Genomic DNA, 14456 nt, shown 5'->3' on the forward strand with positions numbered 1-14456 from the left:
GTCGTTCTCTCCTCAGTGCTCGGTGCGCGCCAGCGAGGGCGGCGGCCAGTTTTCCAGGCGGGTTCCAAGCGACAGATCGTGGGTCGCCAGCACCGTCTTGATTTCGGTCAGGGACTTCTTGCCCAGATTCGGCGTCTTGAGCAGCTCGGTTTCGGTCCGCTGTACCAGATCGCCCACGTACTGGATGTGTTCGGCCTTGAGACAGTTGGCTGAACGCACCGTCAGTTCCAGGTCATCGATCGGCCTGAGCAGGATCGGATCGAAGCTTTCGGTGGCCGTTTCCGTCTCATCCTTCTCGCGGGCGACGAACTCGACAAATACCGACATCTGATCGACAAGGATTCCCGCAGCCAGCTTGACCGCGTCCTCGCAGCTCATGGTGCCGTTGGTTTCGATGTCCAGCACCAGCTTGTCAAGATCGGTTCGCTGGCCAACACGCGCGCTTTCGACGCTGTAGGCCACGCGGTGGACCGGGCAGTACGAGGCGTCGAGCTGCAGGCGACCGATGGTACGCGACTCTTCCTCGGTAAAGCGCAGCGCCGCGGCAGGCTGGTAGCCAACACCTCGCGTGACCTTGAGCTGCATGCGAAGCTTCGTGTCCTTGGTCAGCGTGCAAATCACGTGGTCCGGATTCACCAACTCGATGTCATGATCAAGCTGAATATCGCCGGCCGTGACCGGACCCTTCTTGTCCTTGCTCAAGGTCAGCGTGGCTTCATCGCGCGAGTGCATGCGAATCGCAACGTCCTTGAGATTGAGCAGGACCTCGACGATGTCTTCCTGAAGACCGTCGACAGCGGTGTACTCGTGCAGCACGCCGTCCATCTCGGCCTCGGTAATCGCGCTACCGGGAATCGACGACAGCAGAATGCGCCGCAGGGCGTTACCCAGGGTGTGGCCGAAACCGCGCTCGAGCGGCTCGAGCGTAATGCGAGCGCGACGCGGCGAAATCTCGTCGACCACGAGACCCTTGGGCTTGAGCATCGTGCCGATAAGTTCGCTTATCTGGCCTGACATGTTTGGCTCTCCAAAATCTGTTTTCGTAAAGTGCGCGACGGGAATACGTCTGCGGCTTACTTCGAGTACAACTCGACGATCAGGTTCTCATTGATGTCCGGCGGCAGATCATCGCGGTCCGGCGACACCTTGAAGACACCTTCCATCTTGTCGAAGTCGACATCGATCCAGCCGGGCACCAGATCCAGTTCGCGCGCGACATTAATCGCCTCCTGGATGCGTAGCTGCTTCTTCGCCTTTTCGCGAATCGCGATGCGATCGTCAGCCTGCACCTGGTACGACGCGATATTGACGACCTTGCCATTGACCTCGATCGACTTGTGGCTGACCAGCTGCCTGGCCTGGGCGCGCGTTACCGCAAAGCCCATGCGATAGACCACGTTGTCGAGTCGGTTCTCCAGCAGCTGCAGCAGGTTCTCGCCCGTAGCGCCTTTGCGGCGTGCCGCTTCCTTGTAGTAGTTGCGGAACTGCTTCTCCAGCACGCCATACATACGACGTACCTTCTGCTTCTCCCGCAGCTGCAGCGCATAGTCGGACAGTCGCTGACGACGACTGTCGCCATGCTGCCCTGGCGGCTGGTTAAGCTTGCACTTCGACTCAAGGCCGCGTGCCGGGCTCTTGAGATTGAGATCGACGCCTTCGCGGCGCGCGAGCTTGCAGGTGGGTCCAGTATATCTAGCCATATTTCTTCAGTCTGCCTGCCGGTGACTTATACGCGACGTTTTTTGGGTGGACGACAGCCGTTGTGTGGAATCGGCGTGACATCGATGATGTTCATGATCTTGAATCCGGCCGCATTGAGCGAGCGCACCGAGGATTCACGGCCAGGGCCCGGGCCGTTGACCCGAACTTCCAGGTTCTTCATGCCGAATTCCTGGGCCGCCCGGCCGGCGTTGTCGGCCGCCACCTGGGCGGCAAACGGAGTCGACTTGCGCGAACCGCGGAAACCCGATCCCCCGGAAGTTGCCCAGGAAACCGTATTGCCCTGGCGATCGGTGATCGTGATGATCGTGTTGTTGAACGAGGCATGCACGTGTGCAATGCCATCGACCACGGTCTTCTTGACCCGCTTCTTCGTTTTTGCGCTTTGCTGCTTGGCCATCTGTTCCTACCTCAACGAATCGGACGACGCGGACCCTTCCGGGTACGGGCGTTGGTACGCGTGCGCTGGCCGCGAACGGGCAAGCCGCGCCGGTGACGCAGGCCGCGGTAGCAGCCCAGGTCCATCAGGCGCTTGATGTTCATCGAGACTTCCCGACGCAGATCGCCTTCGACCGTGAGCTGGCCAATGGCCTGGCGCAGCTTTTCCTGCTCCGCTTCGGTCAGATCGCGAACCTTCGTTTCCGGGGCCACGCCGGTGGCCTCGCAGATCTCGTAGGACCGGGTTCTCCCGATGCCGTAAATTTGAGTCAATGCCACCCAGGTATGCTGCTGGACCGGCAGATTGACGCCTGCTATACGTGCCATTTGCTTGCTCCGTAAACCATTACGTCCGCTCGACGCAAACCGGCAATTCTACCGGCTTCGGGGCCGTTTGCCAAGCCCAACGAGCGGAACCGTGTCATCCCTGGCGCTGCTTGTGCTTCGGGTCGCTGCAGATCACGTAGACCACGCCACCCCTGCGCACCACTTTGCAGTGCCGGCAAATTTTCTTGACTGATGCCTGAACCTTCATTGCTGCTCTCCAGTACTTCCGGCCTTAATTCGGCCCGTTGAATCAGCGCCGCACGACGCCGCTTCGGCCATAACCCTTCAAATTGGACTTCTTGAGCAGGCTGTCGTACTGATGCGACATCAGATGCGCCTGCAGCTGGGCCATGAAATCCATGGTGACCACGACGATGATCAGCAGCGAGGTACCGCCAAAGTAAAACGGCACGTTCCACTGCATGATCAGAAACTCCGGCAGCAGGCAAACTGCCGCCAGGTACAGGGCACCGACCAGCGTCAGACGGGTCAGCACGTAGTCAATGTACTCGGCGGTCTGGCGGCCGGGGCGAATCCCCGGGATGAATGCACCGGACTTCTTGAGATTATCCGCCGTTTCCTTCGAATTGAAGACGATGGCGGTGTAGAAGAACGCGAAGAACATCACCATGCCGCCGTAGAGGCTGATGTAGACCGGCTGTCCCGGGCTGAGCTGATTGGCGATGATCTGCAACCAGCCGGCTTCGCCGGCCTGCCCGAACCAGGTCGATATCGTGGCCGGAAACAGTACCAGGCTGGACGCGAAAATTGCCGGAATGACACCGGCCATATTGACCTTCAGGGGCAGATGCGTCGACTGACTGCGATAGGCCTGACGCCCTTGTCGCTGGGCATAGTTGACCGTGATGCGGCGCTGGCCGCGTTCAACGAAGACGACGAAAGCCGTCACCGCCAGCGCCAGAGCCAGCAGGAAAGTGGCCGTCAGAACACCCAGCTGACCGGTTCGCACCAACTCCAGCGTGGAACCCAGTGCACGCGGCAGTTCCGCCACGATACCGGCAAAGATCAGGATCGAGATACCGTTGCCGATACCGCGCTCCGTGATCTGCTCGCCCAGCCACATCAGGAAAACCGTGCCGGCAGTCAGGGTGATGACCGCAGCCATCACGAAACCCGGTCCGGGTGCGATGACCACGGGCAGTCCAGCGCCAGCACTTTGGCTCTGCAGCGCAACGGCTACACCAAAGCTCTGGAATGCCGCCAGGACGACCGTGAAATAACGTGTGTACTGCGTGATCTTGCGACGACCCTGCTCGCCTTCCTTGCGCAGCTGCTGCAGCTGCGGAATGGCGTGGCTCATCAACTGCATGATGATGGCCGCCGAAATGTAGGGCATCACCCCTAACGCAAAAATGGAGAATCGGCCGAGGGCACCGCCTGAGAACATGTTGAACATGTCGACGATGGTGCCGCTGGTCATATCCATGAGCTCGACCAGGGCGATCGGGTTGATGCCCGGCACCGGGATGAAGGTCCCGAAACGGAAGACCAGCAGCGCAACCAGCACCACCAGCAGCCGCTGACGCAGCTCCTTGAGCCGGCCGATACCGCCGAGCATGCCTGCCATTTCCGAGGGGTTACGTGCCATTATTCGACCTTGCCGCCCGCTGCTTCGATGGCCTTGGCCGCACCCGCGGTAGCGTGAACGCCACGCACGGTAACGGCCCGCTCGATCGCGCCGGTGTTGACCAGGCGAACCTTGCGGGTCGTGCCAGCAATCAGGCCGGCCTGCTTGAGCGTGTCAAGGTCGATGACCTCGGCGTCGATCGCATTGATCTGGTACAGACGCAGTTCGGCGGTGTGGCGGTTGGTGGCGGAACGGAAACCCACCTTGGGCACACGACGCTGCAGGGGCATCTGGCCGCCTTCGAAGCCGACCTTGTGATAGCCGCCCGAACGCGCCTTCTGGCCCTTGTGACCACGACCGGCGGTCTTGCCCAGTCCGGAACCAATGCCCCGACCAACGCGCTTGCGCTGGCTGCGGCTGCCTTCTGCGGGCTGAATGGAATTAAGTTTCATATCACTTCCCGAAAAATTGAATTCAGGCTTCCTCGACGCGCACCAGATAGTCGACCTTGCGAATCATGCCGCGGATTGCCGGCGTATCCTCGAGTTCGACTGTATGGTTTATGCGCCTGAGGCCCAGGCCGCGCACCGTCGCGCGGTGCTTGCCGATGGTGCCGTTGATGCTGCGCACGAGCGTGACGCGCAGCTTTTCCGCGTTCTTCTTAGCCATGATATTCCAGCACCTCCTCAATCGCCTTGCCACGCTTGATCGCGACTTTCTCCGGCGACGCCATGGCCTGCAGGCCCTTCATGGTCGCGCGCACCAGGTTGATCGGATTGTTCGAGCCGAGGCTCTTGGCCAGGACGTTATGCACGCCAACGGCTTCGAATACCGCACGCATCGGGCCACCCGCAATCACACCGGTACCTTCCGAGGCCGGCTGCATGTAGATGCGCGAGCCGCTGTGGCTGGCCTTGACCGGATGCCACAGGGTGCCCTCGTTGAGGGAAATGCGCACCATATCGCGGCGGGCACGTTCCATCGCCTTCTGGATGGCCAGGGGCACTTCACGCGCCTTGCCGTATCCGAAGCCGACCTTGCCCTCGCCGTCACCAACCACCGAGAGTGCGGTAAAGCTGAACTGGCGGCCACCTTTGACGACCTTGACCACACGGTTAACCGTGACCAGCTTCTCAATCAGATCGTCGGTGCTGTTATCTCTTGCCATGATGAATTCCGTATGCGTTAAAACTTCAGACCGGCTTCGCGCGCGGCATCTGCCAGCGCCTTGACCCGTCCGTGGTAGCGGAAACCGGAACGGTCGAAGGCCACGCCTTCGACACCGGCCTCGAGACTGCGCTCGGCAATCTTCTTGCCAACGGCCTGCGCCGCTTCGACGCTGCAGGTGCTCTTCAGGCCTTCGGCTACATCCTTCTGCAGGGTCGAAGCCGCAGCAATGGTGTGCTGACCGCCGGCACCGATGACCTGCGCATAAATATGCCGTCCGGAGCGGTGCACGGATAGCCGTGCCTGGCCCGAACGCGTAATGCGGGCGCGGTTCTTGCGCGCGCGTCGCAATCTGGATTGATTCTTGTCCTTCATGTTCGTTTCCTCAGGCCTTCTTGGCTTCCTTCATGACCACGCGCTCATTGGCATAGCGCACACCCTTGCCCTTGTACGGCTCAGGCGGGCGGAACGCGCGAATCTCGGCGGCCACCTGGCCGACCAGCTGCTTGTTACTGCCCTTGATTACGACTTCGGTCTGGCTGGGCGTTTCGACCGTCACACCTTCGGGAATGTCAAATTCCACAGGATGACTGAAGCCCAACTGCAGGTTGAGTTTCTTGCCCTGCATCTGCGCACGATAGCCGACGCCGCGCAGTTCCAGCTTCTTTTCGAAGCCCTGGGTGACGCCCTGCACCATGTTGTTGATCAGTGCGCGCATGGTGCCGGCCATGGCCATGGTGCCGCTCTCGCGAGGCGCCACGCTGACCACGCCGTCATTGACTTCCAGCGTCACTCCGGGATGCATTTGCATCTCCAGCGCACCGTTGGTGCCCTTGACCTTCACCACGCCTTCGGCATGGTTGAATTCGACGCCCTTGGGCAGCTCGATGGGGGCATTGGCTATTCTCGACATTGCTAGTTTCTCCGAAACTCGATCAGGCTATCAGGCAGAGCACTTCGCCACCGTGCCCCTCTGCGCGGGCCCGGCGATCGCTCATGACACCATTGGATGTGCTGACAATTGCCACACCCAGGCCGCTGAGCACCCGCGGGAGCTCGTCCTTGCCAAAATAACGGCGCCGACTGGGCCGACTGTAGCGGTCCAGGCGATCGATCACGCCGCGGCCTTCCACGTATTTCAATTCGATGGTCAGCTCACGCTTGGGGCCATCCTCCTCGACGTGAAAATCGCGGATGTAGCCCTCGTCCTTCAGCACTTCGCTGATGGCGATCTTGACCTTCGATGCCGGTATGCTCACGCTACGCTTGTTGACCGCCTGGGCGTTCTTGATGCGAGCCAGCATGTCGGCAATGGGATCACTCATGCTCATTGCTATGTCTCTCCTTACCAGCTGGCCTTGCGCAGGCCCGGAATATCACCACGCATGGCGGCTTCACGCAGCTTGTTGCGTGCCAGTCCGAACTTGCGGTAGTAACCCCGCGGCCGACCGGACTGCCGACAGCGGTTGCGACCACGCACCGGCGATGAATCGCGCGGCAGCTTGTTGAGCGCGTGCATCGCCGCCTGCTTTTCCTCGAAATCCGCTTCGGGATCGGCAATGACGCGCTTGAGCTCGGCCCGCTTCTCGGCATACTTTGCCGCAAGCTTGGCGCGCCGCACGTCGCGTTCAACCATTGAAACCTTGGCCATATCGTCTCTACTCCTTACTTGGCCCGGAACGGGAAGCCGAACGCTTCCAACAGCGCCAGGCCTTCCTCGTCAGTCGAAGCCGATGTGATGATGGCAATATCCATCCCGCGCAGCTTGTCGACCTGGTCGTAATTGATTTCCGGAAAAATAATCTGTTCCTTGATGCCCAGGTTGTAATTGCCGCGGCCGTCGAAGGACTTGCGCGGGATGCCGCGGAAGTCGCGCACGCGCGGCAGGGCAATGTTGACCAGCCGATCCAGGAACTCGTACATGCGTTCACGCCTGAGCGTCACCATGCAGCCGATCGGATAGCCGTCGCGGATCTTGAAGCTGGCCACTGACTTGCGCGCCTTGGTGACCACGGGCTGTTGACCAGCGATCTTGGCCATGTCAGACACGGCATGCTCGATCACCTTCTTGTCACCCACAGCTTCGCCCACGCCCATGTTGATCGTGACCTTCTCGAAACGCGGCACCTGCATCGGGTTGGCATAACCGAACTGTTCGGTCAGCTTGCCGACGACTTCGTCCTTGTAGATTTCTCTTAACCTGGCCATCTCGTATCTCTGCAAAATATTCAGCTCAATGTTGCGGCGCAACTCGGTCAACTCCGGTGCGCCAGCTTGTCTTTATCCACATCAACTTACCAATCATGTGGTTGGTGCGGTTTATGCGCAGCATAAGAAGCGCCAACCACATTCCTCATATGCCAACCACATTCCTCATATATCCACGACCTCACCGGTCGAGCGGTAGAAGCGCACCTTACGGCCGTCCTCGAGGAACTTGAAACCGACGCGATCACCCTGGCCCGTGGCCGGGTTGAAAAGCATCACGTTGGATGCCTGGATCGGGGCCTCGCGCTCGATGATGCCGCCTGGCTTCTGGCTCTGCGGATCGGGCTTCTGGTGGCGCTTGACCATGTTGACGTTTTCCACCAGAAAGCGCTGGTCCTTGAGCACTTTGAGCACGTGACCGCGCTGGCCCTTGCTACGGCCGGCAATCACGATCACTTCGTCGCCCTTTCGAATACGTTCCATCATGAACTCCTTACAACACTTCCGGTGCGAGCGAGACAATCTTCATGAATTGTCCCGTACGCAGCTCGCGCGTCACCGGCCCAAAAATACGGGTGCCGATTGGCTCGAGCTTGTTGTTGAGCAGCACGGCTGCGTTGCCGTCGAAGCGGATCAACGATCCGTCGCGGCGACGCACACCCTTGGCGGTGCGAACAACGACGGCGTTGTAGACCTCGCCCTTCTTGACCTTGCCGCGCGGAATAGCGTCCTTGACGGTCACCTTGATGACATCGCCAATATTGGCGTAGCGCCGCTTGGAACCGCCCAGCACCTTGATGCATTGCAGTTCGCGCGCTCCGCTGTTGTCGGCTGCCGACAGCCTGGATTGCATTTGGATCATGACTATCGCTCCGCTTACTGGGCCCGTTCGACCACTTCGATGACCTGCCAGGCTTTGGTCTTGGCAATCGGTCGGGTCTGCTCGATTCGCACGGTATCGCCTTCGTTGCAGCTGTTTTCCGGATCGTGCGCATGCACCTTGCTGGAACGGCGGATGTACTTGCCGTACAGCGGGTGCTTGACCAGCCGCTCGAGACGAACCGTCACGGTCTTGTCCATCTTGTTGCTGACGACGCGCCCGACGACGCTGCGTTGCTTGCGATCTTCGCTACTCATTCCTTGTCATCCTGCTTCTGGTTGAGCACGGTCTTGACCCGTGCAATTTCCTTGCGGATCCGACGCAACTCGTGGGGCGACCCCAGCTGACCTGTGCCGTGCTGCATCCGCAGGGAAAACTGTTCCTTGCGCAGGTCCAGCAGCATGCCGTTGAGTTCGCTGGCGTTCTTGTCACGCAGTTCACTCGCTTTCATCACAGCGTCCTCGCTACAAATGTGGTGCGCACGCTCAGCTTGGCGGCGGCGCGACGAAACGCTTCGCGCGCGATATCTTCGCTGACGCCCTGGATCTCGTAAATCACGCGACCGGGCTGAATCGGCGCTACCCAGTACTCGACATTACCCTTGCCCTTGCCCATTCGGACTTCGACCGGCTTCTTGGTTACCGGCTTGTCCGGAAAGACTCGAATCCAGAGCTTGCCGCCACGCTTGACGTGACGGGTGATCGCGCGTCGGGCCGACTCGATCTGACGCGCAGTCAGAAAGCCACGGGTGGTCGCCTGCAGCCCGAACTCGCCGAAGCTCACGCGATTTCCCACCTGCGCCAGGCCGCGATTGCGTCCCTTCTGCTGCTTTCTGAACTTGGTACGTTTCGGCTGCAGCATGGTTCAGCTCTCCTTGCGTGCGCCGCCCTTGGACGGTGCTTTTTCCGAACTCTTCTCGGCATACAGGTCGAAAACCTCGCCCTTGTACACCCAGACCTTGATGCCGATGATGCCGTAAGTCGTGGCAGCCTCGGCGGTGCCGTAGTCAATGTCGGCACGCAGCGTATGCAGAGGCACACGGCCTTCGCGATACCACTCGGTACGGGCGATATCGGCGCCATTGAGGCGACCGGCGACCTGTACCTTGATGCCCAGCGCGCCCAGGCGCATGGCGTTACCCACGGACCGCTTCATGGCGCGGCGGAACATCACCCGGCGCTCGAGCTGCTGAGCAATGCTTTCGGCCACCAGGCGCGCGTCGAGTTCCGGCTTGCGAATCTCGTTGACCCGAATGTGGGTCGGCACGCCCATGATCTTGCCGACTGCACGACGCAGCTTCTCGATGTCTTCGCCTTTCTTGCCAATGACAATCCCGGGGCGCGCCGTGTGGACCGTGATCTCGGCCGACTTGGCCGGCCGTTCGATCTCGATGCGGCTCACTGCGGCGTGCGCCAGCGTCTTGTGAAGGTACTCACGCGCCTTCAGGTCGGTATTGAGCTGGTCGGCGAAATCGCCGGCCTCGGCATACCACTTGGCGCTCCAGTCCTTGGCGATTCCGAGACGAATTCCGGTTGGATGTACCTTGTGACCCATGATTAGTCCTCTGCCACGACAATGGTGATGTGACTGGTGCGCTTGAGAATGCGCGTGAACCGGCCCTTGGCACGCGGCATGCCGCGCTTGAAGGTCGGACCCTCGTCGACGTAGATCGTGCGCACCTTCAGCTCGTCGATATCGGCGCCGCTGTTGTGCTCGGCATTCGCGATGGCCGACATCAGCACCTTGCGAACTACGTGCGCCGCCTTCTTGTTGCTGAACGTCAGCACCTCGTCGGCTTTCTCCACCGGCAGGCCACGAATCTGGTCAGCGACCAGGCGGGCTTTCTGCGCCGAAATGCGCGCGGCCCTGAGCTTTGCTGTTGCTTCCATCACCGTCTATAACCTTTGGTTACTTGGACTTACGGTCACCACTGTGACCCTTGTATGTTCTCGTCGGCGCAAACTCGCCGAGCTTGTGGCCGACCATGTTCTCGTTGATCAGGATCGGCACGTGCTGCCGACCGTTGTGCACGGCAATGGTCAGCCCGACCATATCCGGCAGGATCATCGAGCGGCGCGACCAGGTCTTGATCGGGCGCCGGTTGTTGGCTTCGACAGCCGCTTCGACCTTCGCCTGAAGGTGATGGTCGACAAACGGCCCTTTCTTGATCGAACGTGGCATGGCGTTTTCCTGTTACTTGCGCTTGCGAGAACGCGTGATGTGCTTGTCAGTGCGCTTGTTCTTGCGGGTGCGCTTGCCCTTGGTCGACACACCCCAGGGCGTGACCGGATGACGGCCACCCGAGGTGCGGCCTTCACCCCCGCCGTGCGGGTGATCGACCGGGTTCATTGCGACACCGCGCACGGTCGGGCGCACGCCCTTCCAGCGCTTGGCACCGGCCTTGCCCAACTTCTCGAGGTTGTGTTCGACGTTGGCGACCTGGCCGATGGTGGCGCGGCAATTCGAATGCGCCTTGCGCATTTCGCCGGAACGCAGCAGCACGGTGGCGTATTGGCCTTCGCGCGCCACCAGCTGCACCGAGGCACCGGCACTGCGCGCCAGCTGGCCGCCCTTGCCGGGCTTGAGCTCGACGTTATGAATCTGCGTACCCACGGGAATCGAGCGCAACTGCATGGCGTTGCCCGGCTTGATCGGGGCTTCGCTGCCGCTCAGAATCTCGTCGCCGGCCCGGACATTGCGCGGCGCCAGGATATAGCGGCGCTCACCGTCGATGTACTTGATCAGCGCAATGTGCGCGCTGCGATTCGGATCGTACTCGATTCGCTCAACCACGCCGCGCACCCCGTCCTTGTCGCGACGGAAGTCAATCACGCGATAGTGGTGCTTGTGTCCGCCGCCGCGATGCCGGGTCGTGATGCGACCGGCATTGTTGCGCCCGCCCGTCGAACCCTGAGGTTCCAGCAAGGGCGCATACGGCTCACCTTTCCACAGGTGAGCGTGCTTGACCTGCACGAGACCGCGGCGGCCCGGAGACGTTGGTTTTGCCTTTACGATTGCCATGATTCTATTCCCGTCTCACTAATCTCAGTCTGCCTGCACTTCTTCGATGGTCTGTCCGCCACGCACGCGCACATAGGCCTTTTTCCAGCCCTTCTGGCGCCCGGGGACAAGCCGAAAGCTCTTCTGCTTGCCCTTGACGTTGACCACACGAACCTGCTCGACATCGACCTCGAACAGTCCTTCGACCGCACGCTTGATGTCGCCCTTGCTGGCGTCACTGCGCACTTCGAAGACGTACTGGTTGGAGTCGGCCTGCAGCATCGCGGTCTTTTCCGACACATGCGGCCGACGGATGATTTGATACATGCGTTCGGTCTTCATGCCAGCCACTCCTCGATCTTGTTGACGGCCGCGCTGGTCATGACGACCTTTTCGGCGCCGACCAGGCTGACCGGGTTGAGTGCCTCGACGGTCAGCGCGTAAACACCCGGAATATTGCGGCTGCCGAGGTAAAGGTTCTCGCCCAGCTCGACATCGACCAACACGCCGGTTTCAACACCCAGATCGGACAACTGCTCGCGCACGGCGCGCGTTTTCGGCTCGGCAACATCGAACTTGTCGACCACGAGCAGGCGTTCCTGCCGAACCAGCTCGGACAGGATGGCCTTGATCGCCGCACGGTACTGCTTGCGGTTGACCTTCTGGCTGAAGTCACGCGGCTGGGCGGCGAACGTCACGCCACCCGAGCGCCAAAGCGGGCTCCGGATGGTACCGGCCCGGGCGTTGCCCGTGCCCTTCTGGCGCCACGGCTTGCGGCCGCCACCAGAAACCGCCGAACGGTTCTTCTGCGCCTTGGTGCCAGCCCGGCCGCCTGCCAGATAGGCAGTCACGACCTGGTGCACCAGGGCCTCGGAAAAATCGCGGCCGAAGACCTCGTCGGAGACCTTGATCTTGCTACCGCCTGTCACTGCAAGTTCCATCATTCTCTCCTTCAGGCCTTGATCGACGGACGAATCGTCACGTGGCCGCCACGCGCACCCGGCACCGGACCCCGGATCAGCAGGAGGTTGCGCTCGGCATCGACCTTGACGACCTGGAGATTGAGGGTGGTCTGGCGCTCGTCACCCATGTGACCGGCCATCTTCTTGCCCTTGAAAACGCGGCCCGGGGTCTGGCACTGGCCAATGGAGCCCGGCGCGCGGTGCGACAGGGAGTTGCCGTGAGTGGCATCCTGCATGCGGAAGTTGTGACGTTTGACCGCACCGGCAAAGCCCTTGCCCTTGGTGGTGCCGGTCACGTCGACCTTCTGGCCGGCCTCGAAACGTTCGACGGTGAGTTCAGCGCCGGGTTCGAGCCCGTCACCCTCATCGCCTTCGAGGCGGAATTCCCACAGCCCCTCACCGGCCTCGACACCCGCCTTGGCGAAGTGTCCGGCCGCGGGGCGCGAGACCAAAGACGTACGCCTGGCTCCGCAGGTGACCTGGATGGCCGAATAGCCGTCCCGGTCTTCCTCGCGGATCTGCGTAATCCGGTTGGGGCTGACCTCGATCACGGTCACGGGAACGGAACTGCCGTCTTCCGTGAAGATCCGGGTCATGCCTCGTTTGCGTCCTACCAATCCGATAGCCATTTTTCTCAACTCGCTCAATACAGCTTGATCTGAACGTCGACGCCTGCAGCCAAATCCAGCTTCATCAGGGCATCTACCGTCTTGTCGTTGGGATCGACGATATCCAGCAGCCGCTTGTGGGTGCGGATTTCGTACTGATCACGCGCGTCCTTGTTAACGTGCGGTGAAATCAGCACGGTATAACGCTCCTTGCGCGTGGGCAGCGGAATCGGACCACGCACCTGCGCACCAGTGCGCTTGGCGGTATCCACGATTTCCTGGGTCGACCGGTCAATCAGACGGTGATCGAAACCCTTCAAACGAATACGGATTTTCTGTTCGGCCATTGCCGTACGCCTTCAGTCTGTTAAAGATCAAAATCTTCAGCCCGCCTTTCGGCAGACACGTTTGCGATCCTTCCGGATCGCCGCCCCTACGCGAGGGGTCAGGAGTCAGGGATCAGGAGTGAATCCTGATCCCCAGACCCTAAATCATCATTCCAGAATCTTCGACACCACGCCGGCGCCCACGGTGCGACCGCCTTCGCGAATCGCGAAGCGCAGGCCATCTTCCATGGCGATCGGCGCAATCAGCTCCACCGTCATCTGAACGTTGTCGCCCGGCATCACCATCTCGGTGCCCTCGGGCAACTCGCAGGATCCGGTCACGTCGGTCGTGCGGAAGTAGAACTGCGGGCGATAGCCCTTGAAGAACGGCGTGTGTCGGCCGCCTTCGTCCTTGCTCAGGACATAAACTTCCGCCTCGAACTTGGTGTGCGGGGTGATCGATCCCGGCTTGGCCAGCACCTGGCCACGCTCGACATCGTCACGCTTGGTGCCGCGCAGCAGCACGCCCACGTTGTCGCCGGCCTGACCCTGGTCAAGCAGCTTGCGGAACATCTCCACACCCGTGCAGGTCGTCTTCGTCGTGTCCTTGATACCCACGATCTCGATCTCGTCGCCAACGTGAATCACGCCGCGCTCGATACGACCGGTTACCACCGTGCCTCGACCCGAAATCGAGAACACGTCCTCGATCGGCATCAGGAATTCCTTGTCCAGGTCGCGCTCGGGCTCGGGAACGTAATCGTCCAGCGCCTCGACCAGCTTCAGGATCGACGGCACGCCGATGTCGCTGTCGTCGCCTTCGAGCGCCTTGAGCGCCGAGCCGGTGACGATCGGGGTGTCATCGCCCGGAAAGTCGTAGTCGCTCAACAGCTCGCGAACTTCCATCTCGACCAGTTCGAGCAGCTCGGCGTCGTCGACCATGTCGGCCTTGTTCAGGTAAACCAGAATGCACGGCACGCCCACCTGGCGGGCCAGCAGAATGTGCTCGCGCGTCTGCGGCATCGGGCCGTCAGCGGCCGAAACCACCAGAATCGCACCGTCCATCTGCGCCGCACCCGTGATCATGTTCTTCACGTAGTCAGCGTGACCCGGGCAGTCCACGTGGGCATAGTGACGCTTGTCCGACTCGTACTCGACGTGGGCCGAGGCAATCGTGATACCGCGCTCGCGTTCTTCCGGCGCGTTGTCAATCTGGTCATATGCACGGAACTC

General features: G+C 61.0%; 28 protein-coding genes. All 28 read right to left on the reverse strand.

Translation table 11 applies throughout. The features are described from left to right. Window positions 1-12 precede the first annotated feature (12 nt). Window positions 13-984, reverse strand: coding sequence for a DNA-directed RNA polymerase subunit alpha (rpoA, locus tag G4Y73_RS13780; protein WP_164232435.1), 972 nt, complete (start codon window positions 982-984; stop codon window positions 13-15). 89 nt (window positions 985-1073) lie between these two features. Then, window positions 1074-1700 carry a 30S ribosomal protein S4 gene (gene rpsD / locus G4Y73_RS13785; protein WP_164232395.1) on the reverse strand — a complete coding sequence of 209 codons (627 nt, stop codon included), beginning with the start codon at window positions 1698-1700 and terminating at the stop codon, window positions 1074-1076. Window positions 1701-1726: 26 nt separating this feature from the next. Then, window positions 1727-2119: a 30S ribosomal protein S11 gene (gene rpsK / locus G4Y73_RS13790; protein WP_164232396.1), complete on the reverse strand. Its 393-nt coding sequence runs from the start codon at window positions 2117-2119 to the stop codon at window positions 1727-1729. An 11-nt stretch (window positions 2120-2130) separates the two neighbouring features. Further along, entirely contained in the window at window positions 2131-2484 is a 354-nt protein-coding gene (gene rpsM / locus G4Y73_RS13795) for a 30S ribosomal protein S13 (protein WP_164232397.1), read from the reverse strand. A gap of 94 nt (window positions 2485-2578) precedes the next feature. Further along, window positions 2579-2692 (reverse strand): 50S ribosomal protein L36, encoded by a 114-nt coding sequence (gene rpmJ, locus G4Y73_RS13800; RefSeq protein ID WP_164232398.1) that lies wholly within the window; start codon window positions 2690-2692, stop codon window positions 2579-2581. 42 nt (window positions 2693-2734) lie between these two features. Further along, a complete protein-coding gene (gene secY / locus G4Y73_RS13805) occupies window positions 2735-4093 on the reverse strand; it encodes a preprotein translocase subunit SecY (RefSeq protein WP_164232399.1) in 1359 nt (452 codons plus the stop codon). Continuing rightward, on the reverse strand, window positions 4093-4524 hold the full coding sequence (gene rplO, locus G4Y73_RS13810) for a 50S ribosomal protein L15 (protein WP_164232400.1): 432 nt from the start codon (window positions 4522-4524) through the stop codon (window positions 4093-4095). The genes secY and rplO overlap by 1 nt, the downstream gene beginning before the upstream one ends. A gap of 22 nt (window positions 4525-4546) precedes the next feature. Continuing rightward, on the reverse strand, window positions 4547-4741 hold the full coding sequence (rpmD, locus tag G4Y73_RS13815) for a 50S ribosomal protein L30 (RefSeq protein WP_164232401.1): 195 nt from the start codon (window positions 4739-4741) through the stop codon (window positions 4547-4549). Beyond that, window positions 4734-5240 carry a 30S ribosomal protein S5 gene (gene rpsE, locus G4Y73_RS13820; RefSeq protein ID WP_164232402.1) on the reverse strand — a complete coding sequence of 169 codons (507 nt, stop codon included), beginning with the start codon at window positions 5238-5240 and terminating at the stop codon, window positions 4734-4736. Before rpsE ends, rpmD begins: the two co-directional genes overlap by 8 nt. Before the next feature lie 17 nt (window positions 5241-5257). Next, the gene (rplR, locus tag G4Y73_RS13825; RefSeq protein WP_164232403.1) at window positions 5258-5614 is read right to left on the reverse strand and encodes a 50S ribosomal protein L18; all 357 of its coding nucleotides are present in this window, start codon (window positions 5612-5614) and stop codon (window positions 5258-5260) included. 10 nt (window positions 5615-5624) lie between these two features. Then, complete coding sequence (gene rplF / locus G4Y73_RS13830) at window positions 5625-6152, reverse strand: 50S ribosomal protein L6 (protein ID WP_164232404.1); 528 nt, start codon at window positions 6150-6152, stop codon at window positions 5625-5627. Between the two features lie 22 nt (window positions 6153-6174). After that, window positions 6175-6570 (reverse strand): 30S ribosomal protein S8, encoded by a 396-nt coding sequence (rpsH, locus tag G4Y73_RS13835; protein WP_164232405.1) that lies wholly within the window; start codon window positions 6568-6570, stop codon window positions 6175-6177. A gap of 14 nt (window positions 6571-6584) precedes the next feature. Then, entirely contained in the window at window positions 6585-6890 is a 306-nt protein-coding gene (rpsN, locus tag G4Y73_RS13840; RefSeq protein ID WP_164232406.1) for a 30S ribosomal protein S14, read from the reverse strand. A 14-nt stretch (window positions 6891-6904) separates the two neighbouring features. Next, the gene (rplE, locus tag G4Y73_RS13845) at window positions 6905-7447 is read right to left on the reverse strand and encodes a 50S ribosomal protein L5 (RefSeq protein WP_164232407.1); all 543 of its coding nucleotides are present in this window, start codon (window positions 7445-7447) and stop codon (window positions 6905-6907) included. A 165-nt stretch (window positions 7448-7612) separates the two neighbouring features. Beyond that, window positions 7613-7930, reverse strand: a complete 318-nt coding sequence (gene rplX / locus G4Y73_RS13850) for a 50S ribosomal protein L24 (RefSeq protein WP_164232408.1) — start codon at window positions 7928-7930, stop codon at window positions 7613-7615. A gap of 10 nt (window positions 7931-7940) precedes the next feature. Next, window positions 7941-8309 (reverse strand): 50S ribosomal protein L14, encoded by a 369-nt coding sequence (rplN, locus tag G4Y73_RS13855; protein ID WP_164232409.1) that lies wholly within the window; start codon window positions 8307-8309, stop codon window positions 7941-7943. 14 nt (window positions 8310-8323) lie between these two features. Further along, window positions 8324-8584, reverse strand: coding sequence for a 30S ribosomal protein S17 (gene rpsQ / locus G4Y73_RS13860; RefSeq protein ID WP_164232410.1), 261 nt, complete (start codon window positions 8582-8584; stop codon window positions 8324-8326). Then, window positions 8581-8778: a 50S ribosomal protein L29 gene (gene rpmC / locus G4Y73_RS13865; RefSeq protein ID WP_164232411.1), complete on the reverse strand. Its 198-nt coding sequence runs from the start codon at window positions 8776-8778 to the stop codon at window positions 8581-8583. Before rpmC ends, rpsQ begins: the two co-directional genes overlap by 4 nt. Beyond that, on the reverse strand, window positions 8778-9188 hold the full coding sequence (gene rplP / locus G4Y73_RS13870; protein ID WP_164232412.1) for a 50S ribosomal protein L16: 411 nt from the start codon (window positions 9186-9188) through the stop codon (window positions 8778-8780). Before rplP ends, rpmC begins: the two co-directional genes overlap by 1 nt. A gap of 3 nt (window positions 9189-9191) precedes the next feature. After that, a complete protein-coding gene (gene rpsC, locus G4Y73_RS13875) occupies window positions 9192-9881 on the reverse strand; it encodes a 30S ribosomal protein S3 (RefSeq protein WP_164232413.1) in 690 nt (229 codons plus the stop codon). Window positions 9882-9883: 2 nt separating this feature from the next. Beyond that, window positions 9884-10216 carry a 50S ribosomal protein L22 gene (gene rplV, locus G4Y73_RS13880; RefSeq protein WP_164232414.1) on the reverse strand — a complete coding sequence of 111 codons (333 nt, stop codon included), beginning with the start codon at window positions 10214-10216 and terminating at the stop codon, window positions 9884-9886. Window positions 10217-10235: 19 nt separating this feature from the next. Next, a complete protein-coding gene (gene rpsS / locus G4Y73_RS13885; protein ID WP_164232415.1) occupies window positions 10236-10508 on the reverse strand; it encodes a 30S ribosomal protein S19 in 273 nt (90 codons plus the stop codon). Window positions 10509-10520: 12 nt separating this feature from the next. Next, complete coding sequence (gene rplB, locus G4Y73_RS13890) at window positions 10521-11348, reverse strand: 50S ribosomal protein L2 (protein WP_164232416.1); 828 nt, start codon at window positions 11346-11348, stop codon at window positions 10521-10523. Between the two features lie 24 nt (window positions 11349-11372). Continuing rightward, window positions 11373-11669, reverse strand: coding sequence for a 50S ribosomal protein L23 (rplW, locus tag G4Y73_RS13895; RefSeq protein ID WP_164232417.1), 297 nt, complete (start codon window positions 11667-11669; stop codon window positions 11373-11375). Next, a complete protein-coding gene (rplD, locus tag G4Y73_RS13900) occupies window positions 11666-12268 on the reverse strand; it encodes a 50S ribosomal protein L4 (RefSeq protein WP_164232436.1) in 603 nt (200 codons plus the stop codon). The genes rplW and rplD overlap by 4 nt, the downstream gene beginning before the upstream one ends. A gap of 11 nt (window positions 12269-12279) precedes the next feature. Beyond that, the gene (rplC, locus tag G4Y73_RS13905; RefSeq protein WP_164232418.1) at window positions 12280-12918 is read right to left on the reverse strand and encodes a 50S ribosomal protein L3; all 639 of its coding nucleotides are present in this window, start codon (window positions 12916-12918) and stop codon (window positions 12280-12282) included. 14 nt (window positions 12919-12932) lie between these two features. Continuing rightward, entirely contained in the window at window positions 12933-13244 is a 312-nt protein-coding gene (rpsJ, locus tag G4Y73_RS13910; RefSeq protein ID WP_116650688.1) for a 30S ribosomal protein S10, read from the reverse strand. Between the two features lie 147 nt (window positions 13245-13391). Continuing rightward, window positions 13392-14456: elongation factor Tu (tuf, locus tag G4Y73_RS13915; RefSeq protein WP_164232419.1), on the reverse strand; the 1065-nt coding region annotated here is incomplete at its 5' end.

This window comes from Wenzhouxiangella sp. XN201, from assembly GCF_011008905.1.
Taxonomy (GTDB): Bacteria; Pseudomonadota; Gammaproteobacteria; order Xanthomonadales; family Wenzhouxiangellaceae; genus Wenzhouxiangella.

Coding starts and splice junctions, on each gene's coding strand:
- rpoA (WP_164232435.1), bottom strand. CDS start 984: ATGCTCAAGCCCAAGGGTCTCGTGGTCGACGAGATTTCGCCGCGTCGC.
- rpsD (WP_164232395.1), bottom strand. CDS start 1,700: ATGGCTAGATATACTGGACCCACCTGCAAGCTCGCGCGCCGCGAAGGC.
- rpsK (WP_164232396.1), bottom strand. CDS start 2,119: ATGGCCAAGCAGCAAAGCGCAAAAACGAAGAAGCGGGTCAAGAAGACC.
- rpsM (WP_164232397.1), bottom strand. CDS start 2,484: ATGGCACGTATAGCAGGCGTCAATCTGCCGGTCCAGCAGCATACCTGG.
- rpmJ (WP_164232398.1), bottom strand. CDS start 2,692: ATGAAGGTTCAGGCATCAGTCAAGAAAATTTGCCGGCACTGCAAAGTG.
- secY (WP_164232399.1), bottom strand. CDS start 4,093: ATGGCACGTAACCCCTCGGAAATGGCAGGCATGCTCGGCGGTATCGGC.
- rplO (WP_164232400.1), bottom strand. CDS start 4,524: ATGAAACTTAATTCCATTCAGCCCGCAGAAGGCAGCCGCAGCCAGCGC.
- rpmD (WP_164232401.1), bottom strand. CDS start 4,741: ATGGCTAAGAAGAACGCGGAAAAGCTGCGCGTCACGCTCGTGCGCAGC.
- rpsE (WP_164232402.1), bottom strand. CDS start 5,240: ATGGCAAGAGATAACAGCACCGACGATCTGATTGAGAAGCTGGTCACG.
- rplR (WP_164232403.1), bottom strand. CDS start 5,614: ATGAAGGACAAGAATCAATCCAGATTGCGACGCGCGCGCAAGAACCGC.
- rplF (WP_164232404.1), bottom strand. CDS start 6,152: ATGTCGAGAATAGCCAATGCCCCCATCGAGCTGCCCAAGGGCGTCGAA.
- rpsH (WP_164232405.1), bottom strand. CDS start 6,570: ATGAGCATGAGTGATCCCATTGCCGACATGCTGGCTCGCATCAAGAAC.
- rpsN (WP_164232406.1), bottom strand. CDS start 6,890: ATGGCCAAGGTTTCAATGGTTGAACGCGACGTGCGGCGCGCCAAGCTT.
- rplE (WP_164232407.1), bottom strand. CDS start 7,447: ATGGCCAGGTTAAGAGAAATCTACAAGGACGAAGTCGTCGGCAAGCTG.
- rplX (WP_164232408.1), bottom strand. CDS start 7,930: ATGGAACGTATTCGAAAGGGCGACGAAGTGATCGTGATTGCCGGCCGT.
- rplN (WP_164232409.1), bottom strand. CDS start 8,309: ATGATCCAAATGCAATCCAGGCTGTCGGCAGCCGACAACAGCGGAGCG.
- rpsQ (WP_164232410.1), bottom strand. CDS start 8,584: ATGAGTAGCGAAGATCGCAAGCAACGCAGCGTCGTCGGGCGCGTCGTC.
- rpmC (WP_164232411.1), bottom strand. CDS start 8,778: ATGAAAGCGAGTGAACTGCGTGACAAGAACGCCAGCGAACTCAACGGC.
- rplP (WP_164232412.1), bottom strand. CDS start 9,188: ATGCTGCAGCCGAAACGTACCAAGTTCAGAAAGCAGCAGAAGGGACGC.
- rpsC (WP_164232413.1), bottom strand. CDS start 9,881: ATGGGTCACAAGGTACATCCAACCGGAATTCGTCTCGGAATCGCCAAG.
- rplV (WP_164232414.1), bottom strand. CDS start 10,216: ATGGAAGCAACAGCAAAGCTCAGGGCCGCGCGCATTTCGGCGCAGAAA.
- rpsS (WP_164232415.1), bottom strand. CDS start 10,508: ATGCCACGTTCGATCAAGAAAGGGCCGTTTGTCGACCATCACCTTCAG.
- rplB (WP_164232416.1), bottom strand. CDS start 11,348: ATGGCAATCGTAAAGGCAAAACCAACGTCTCCGGGCCGCCGCGGTCTC.
- rplW (WP_164232417.1), bottom strand. CDS start 11,669: ATGAAGACCGAACGCATGTATCAAATCATCCGTCGGCCGCATGTGTCG.
- rplD (WP_164232436.1), bottom strand. CDS start 12,268: ATGGAACTTGCAGTGACAGGCGGTAGCAAGATCAAGGTCTCCGACGAG.
- rplC (WP_164232418.1), bottom strand. CDS start 12,918: ATGGCTATCGGATTGGTAGGACGCAAACGAGGCATGACCCGGATCTTC.
- rpsJ (WP_116650688.1), bottom strand. CDS start 13,244: ATGGCCGAACAGAAAATCCGTATTCGTTTGAAGGGTTTCGATCACCGT.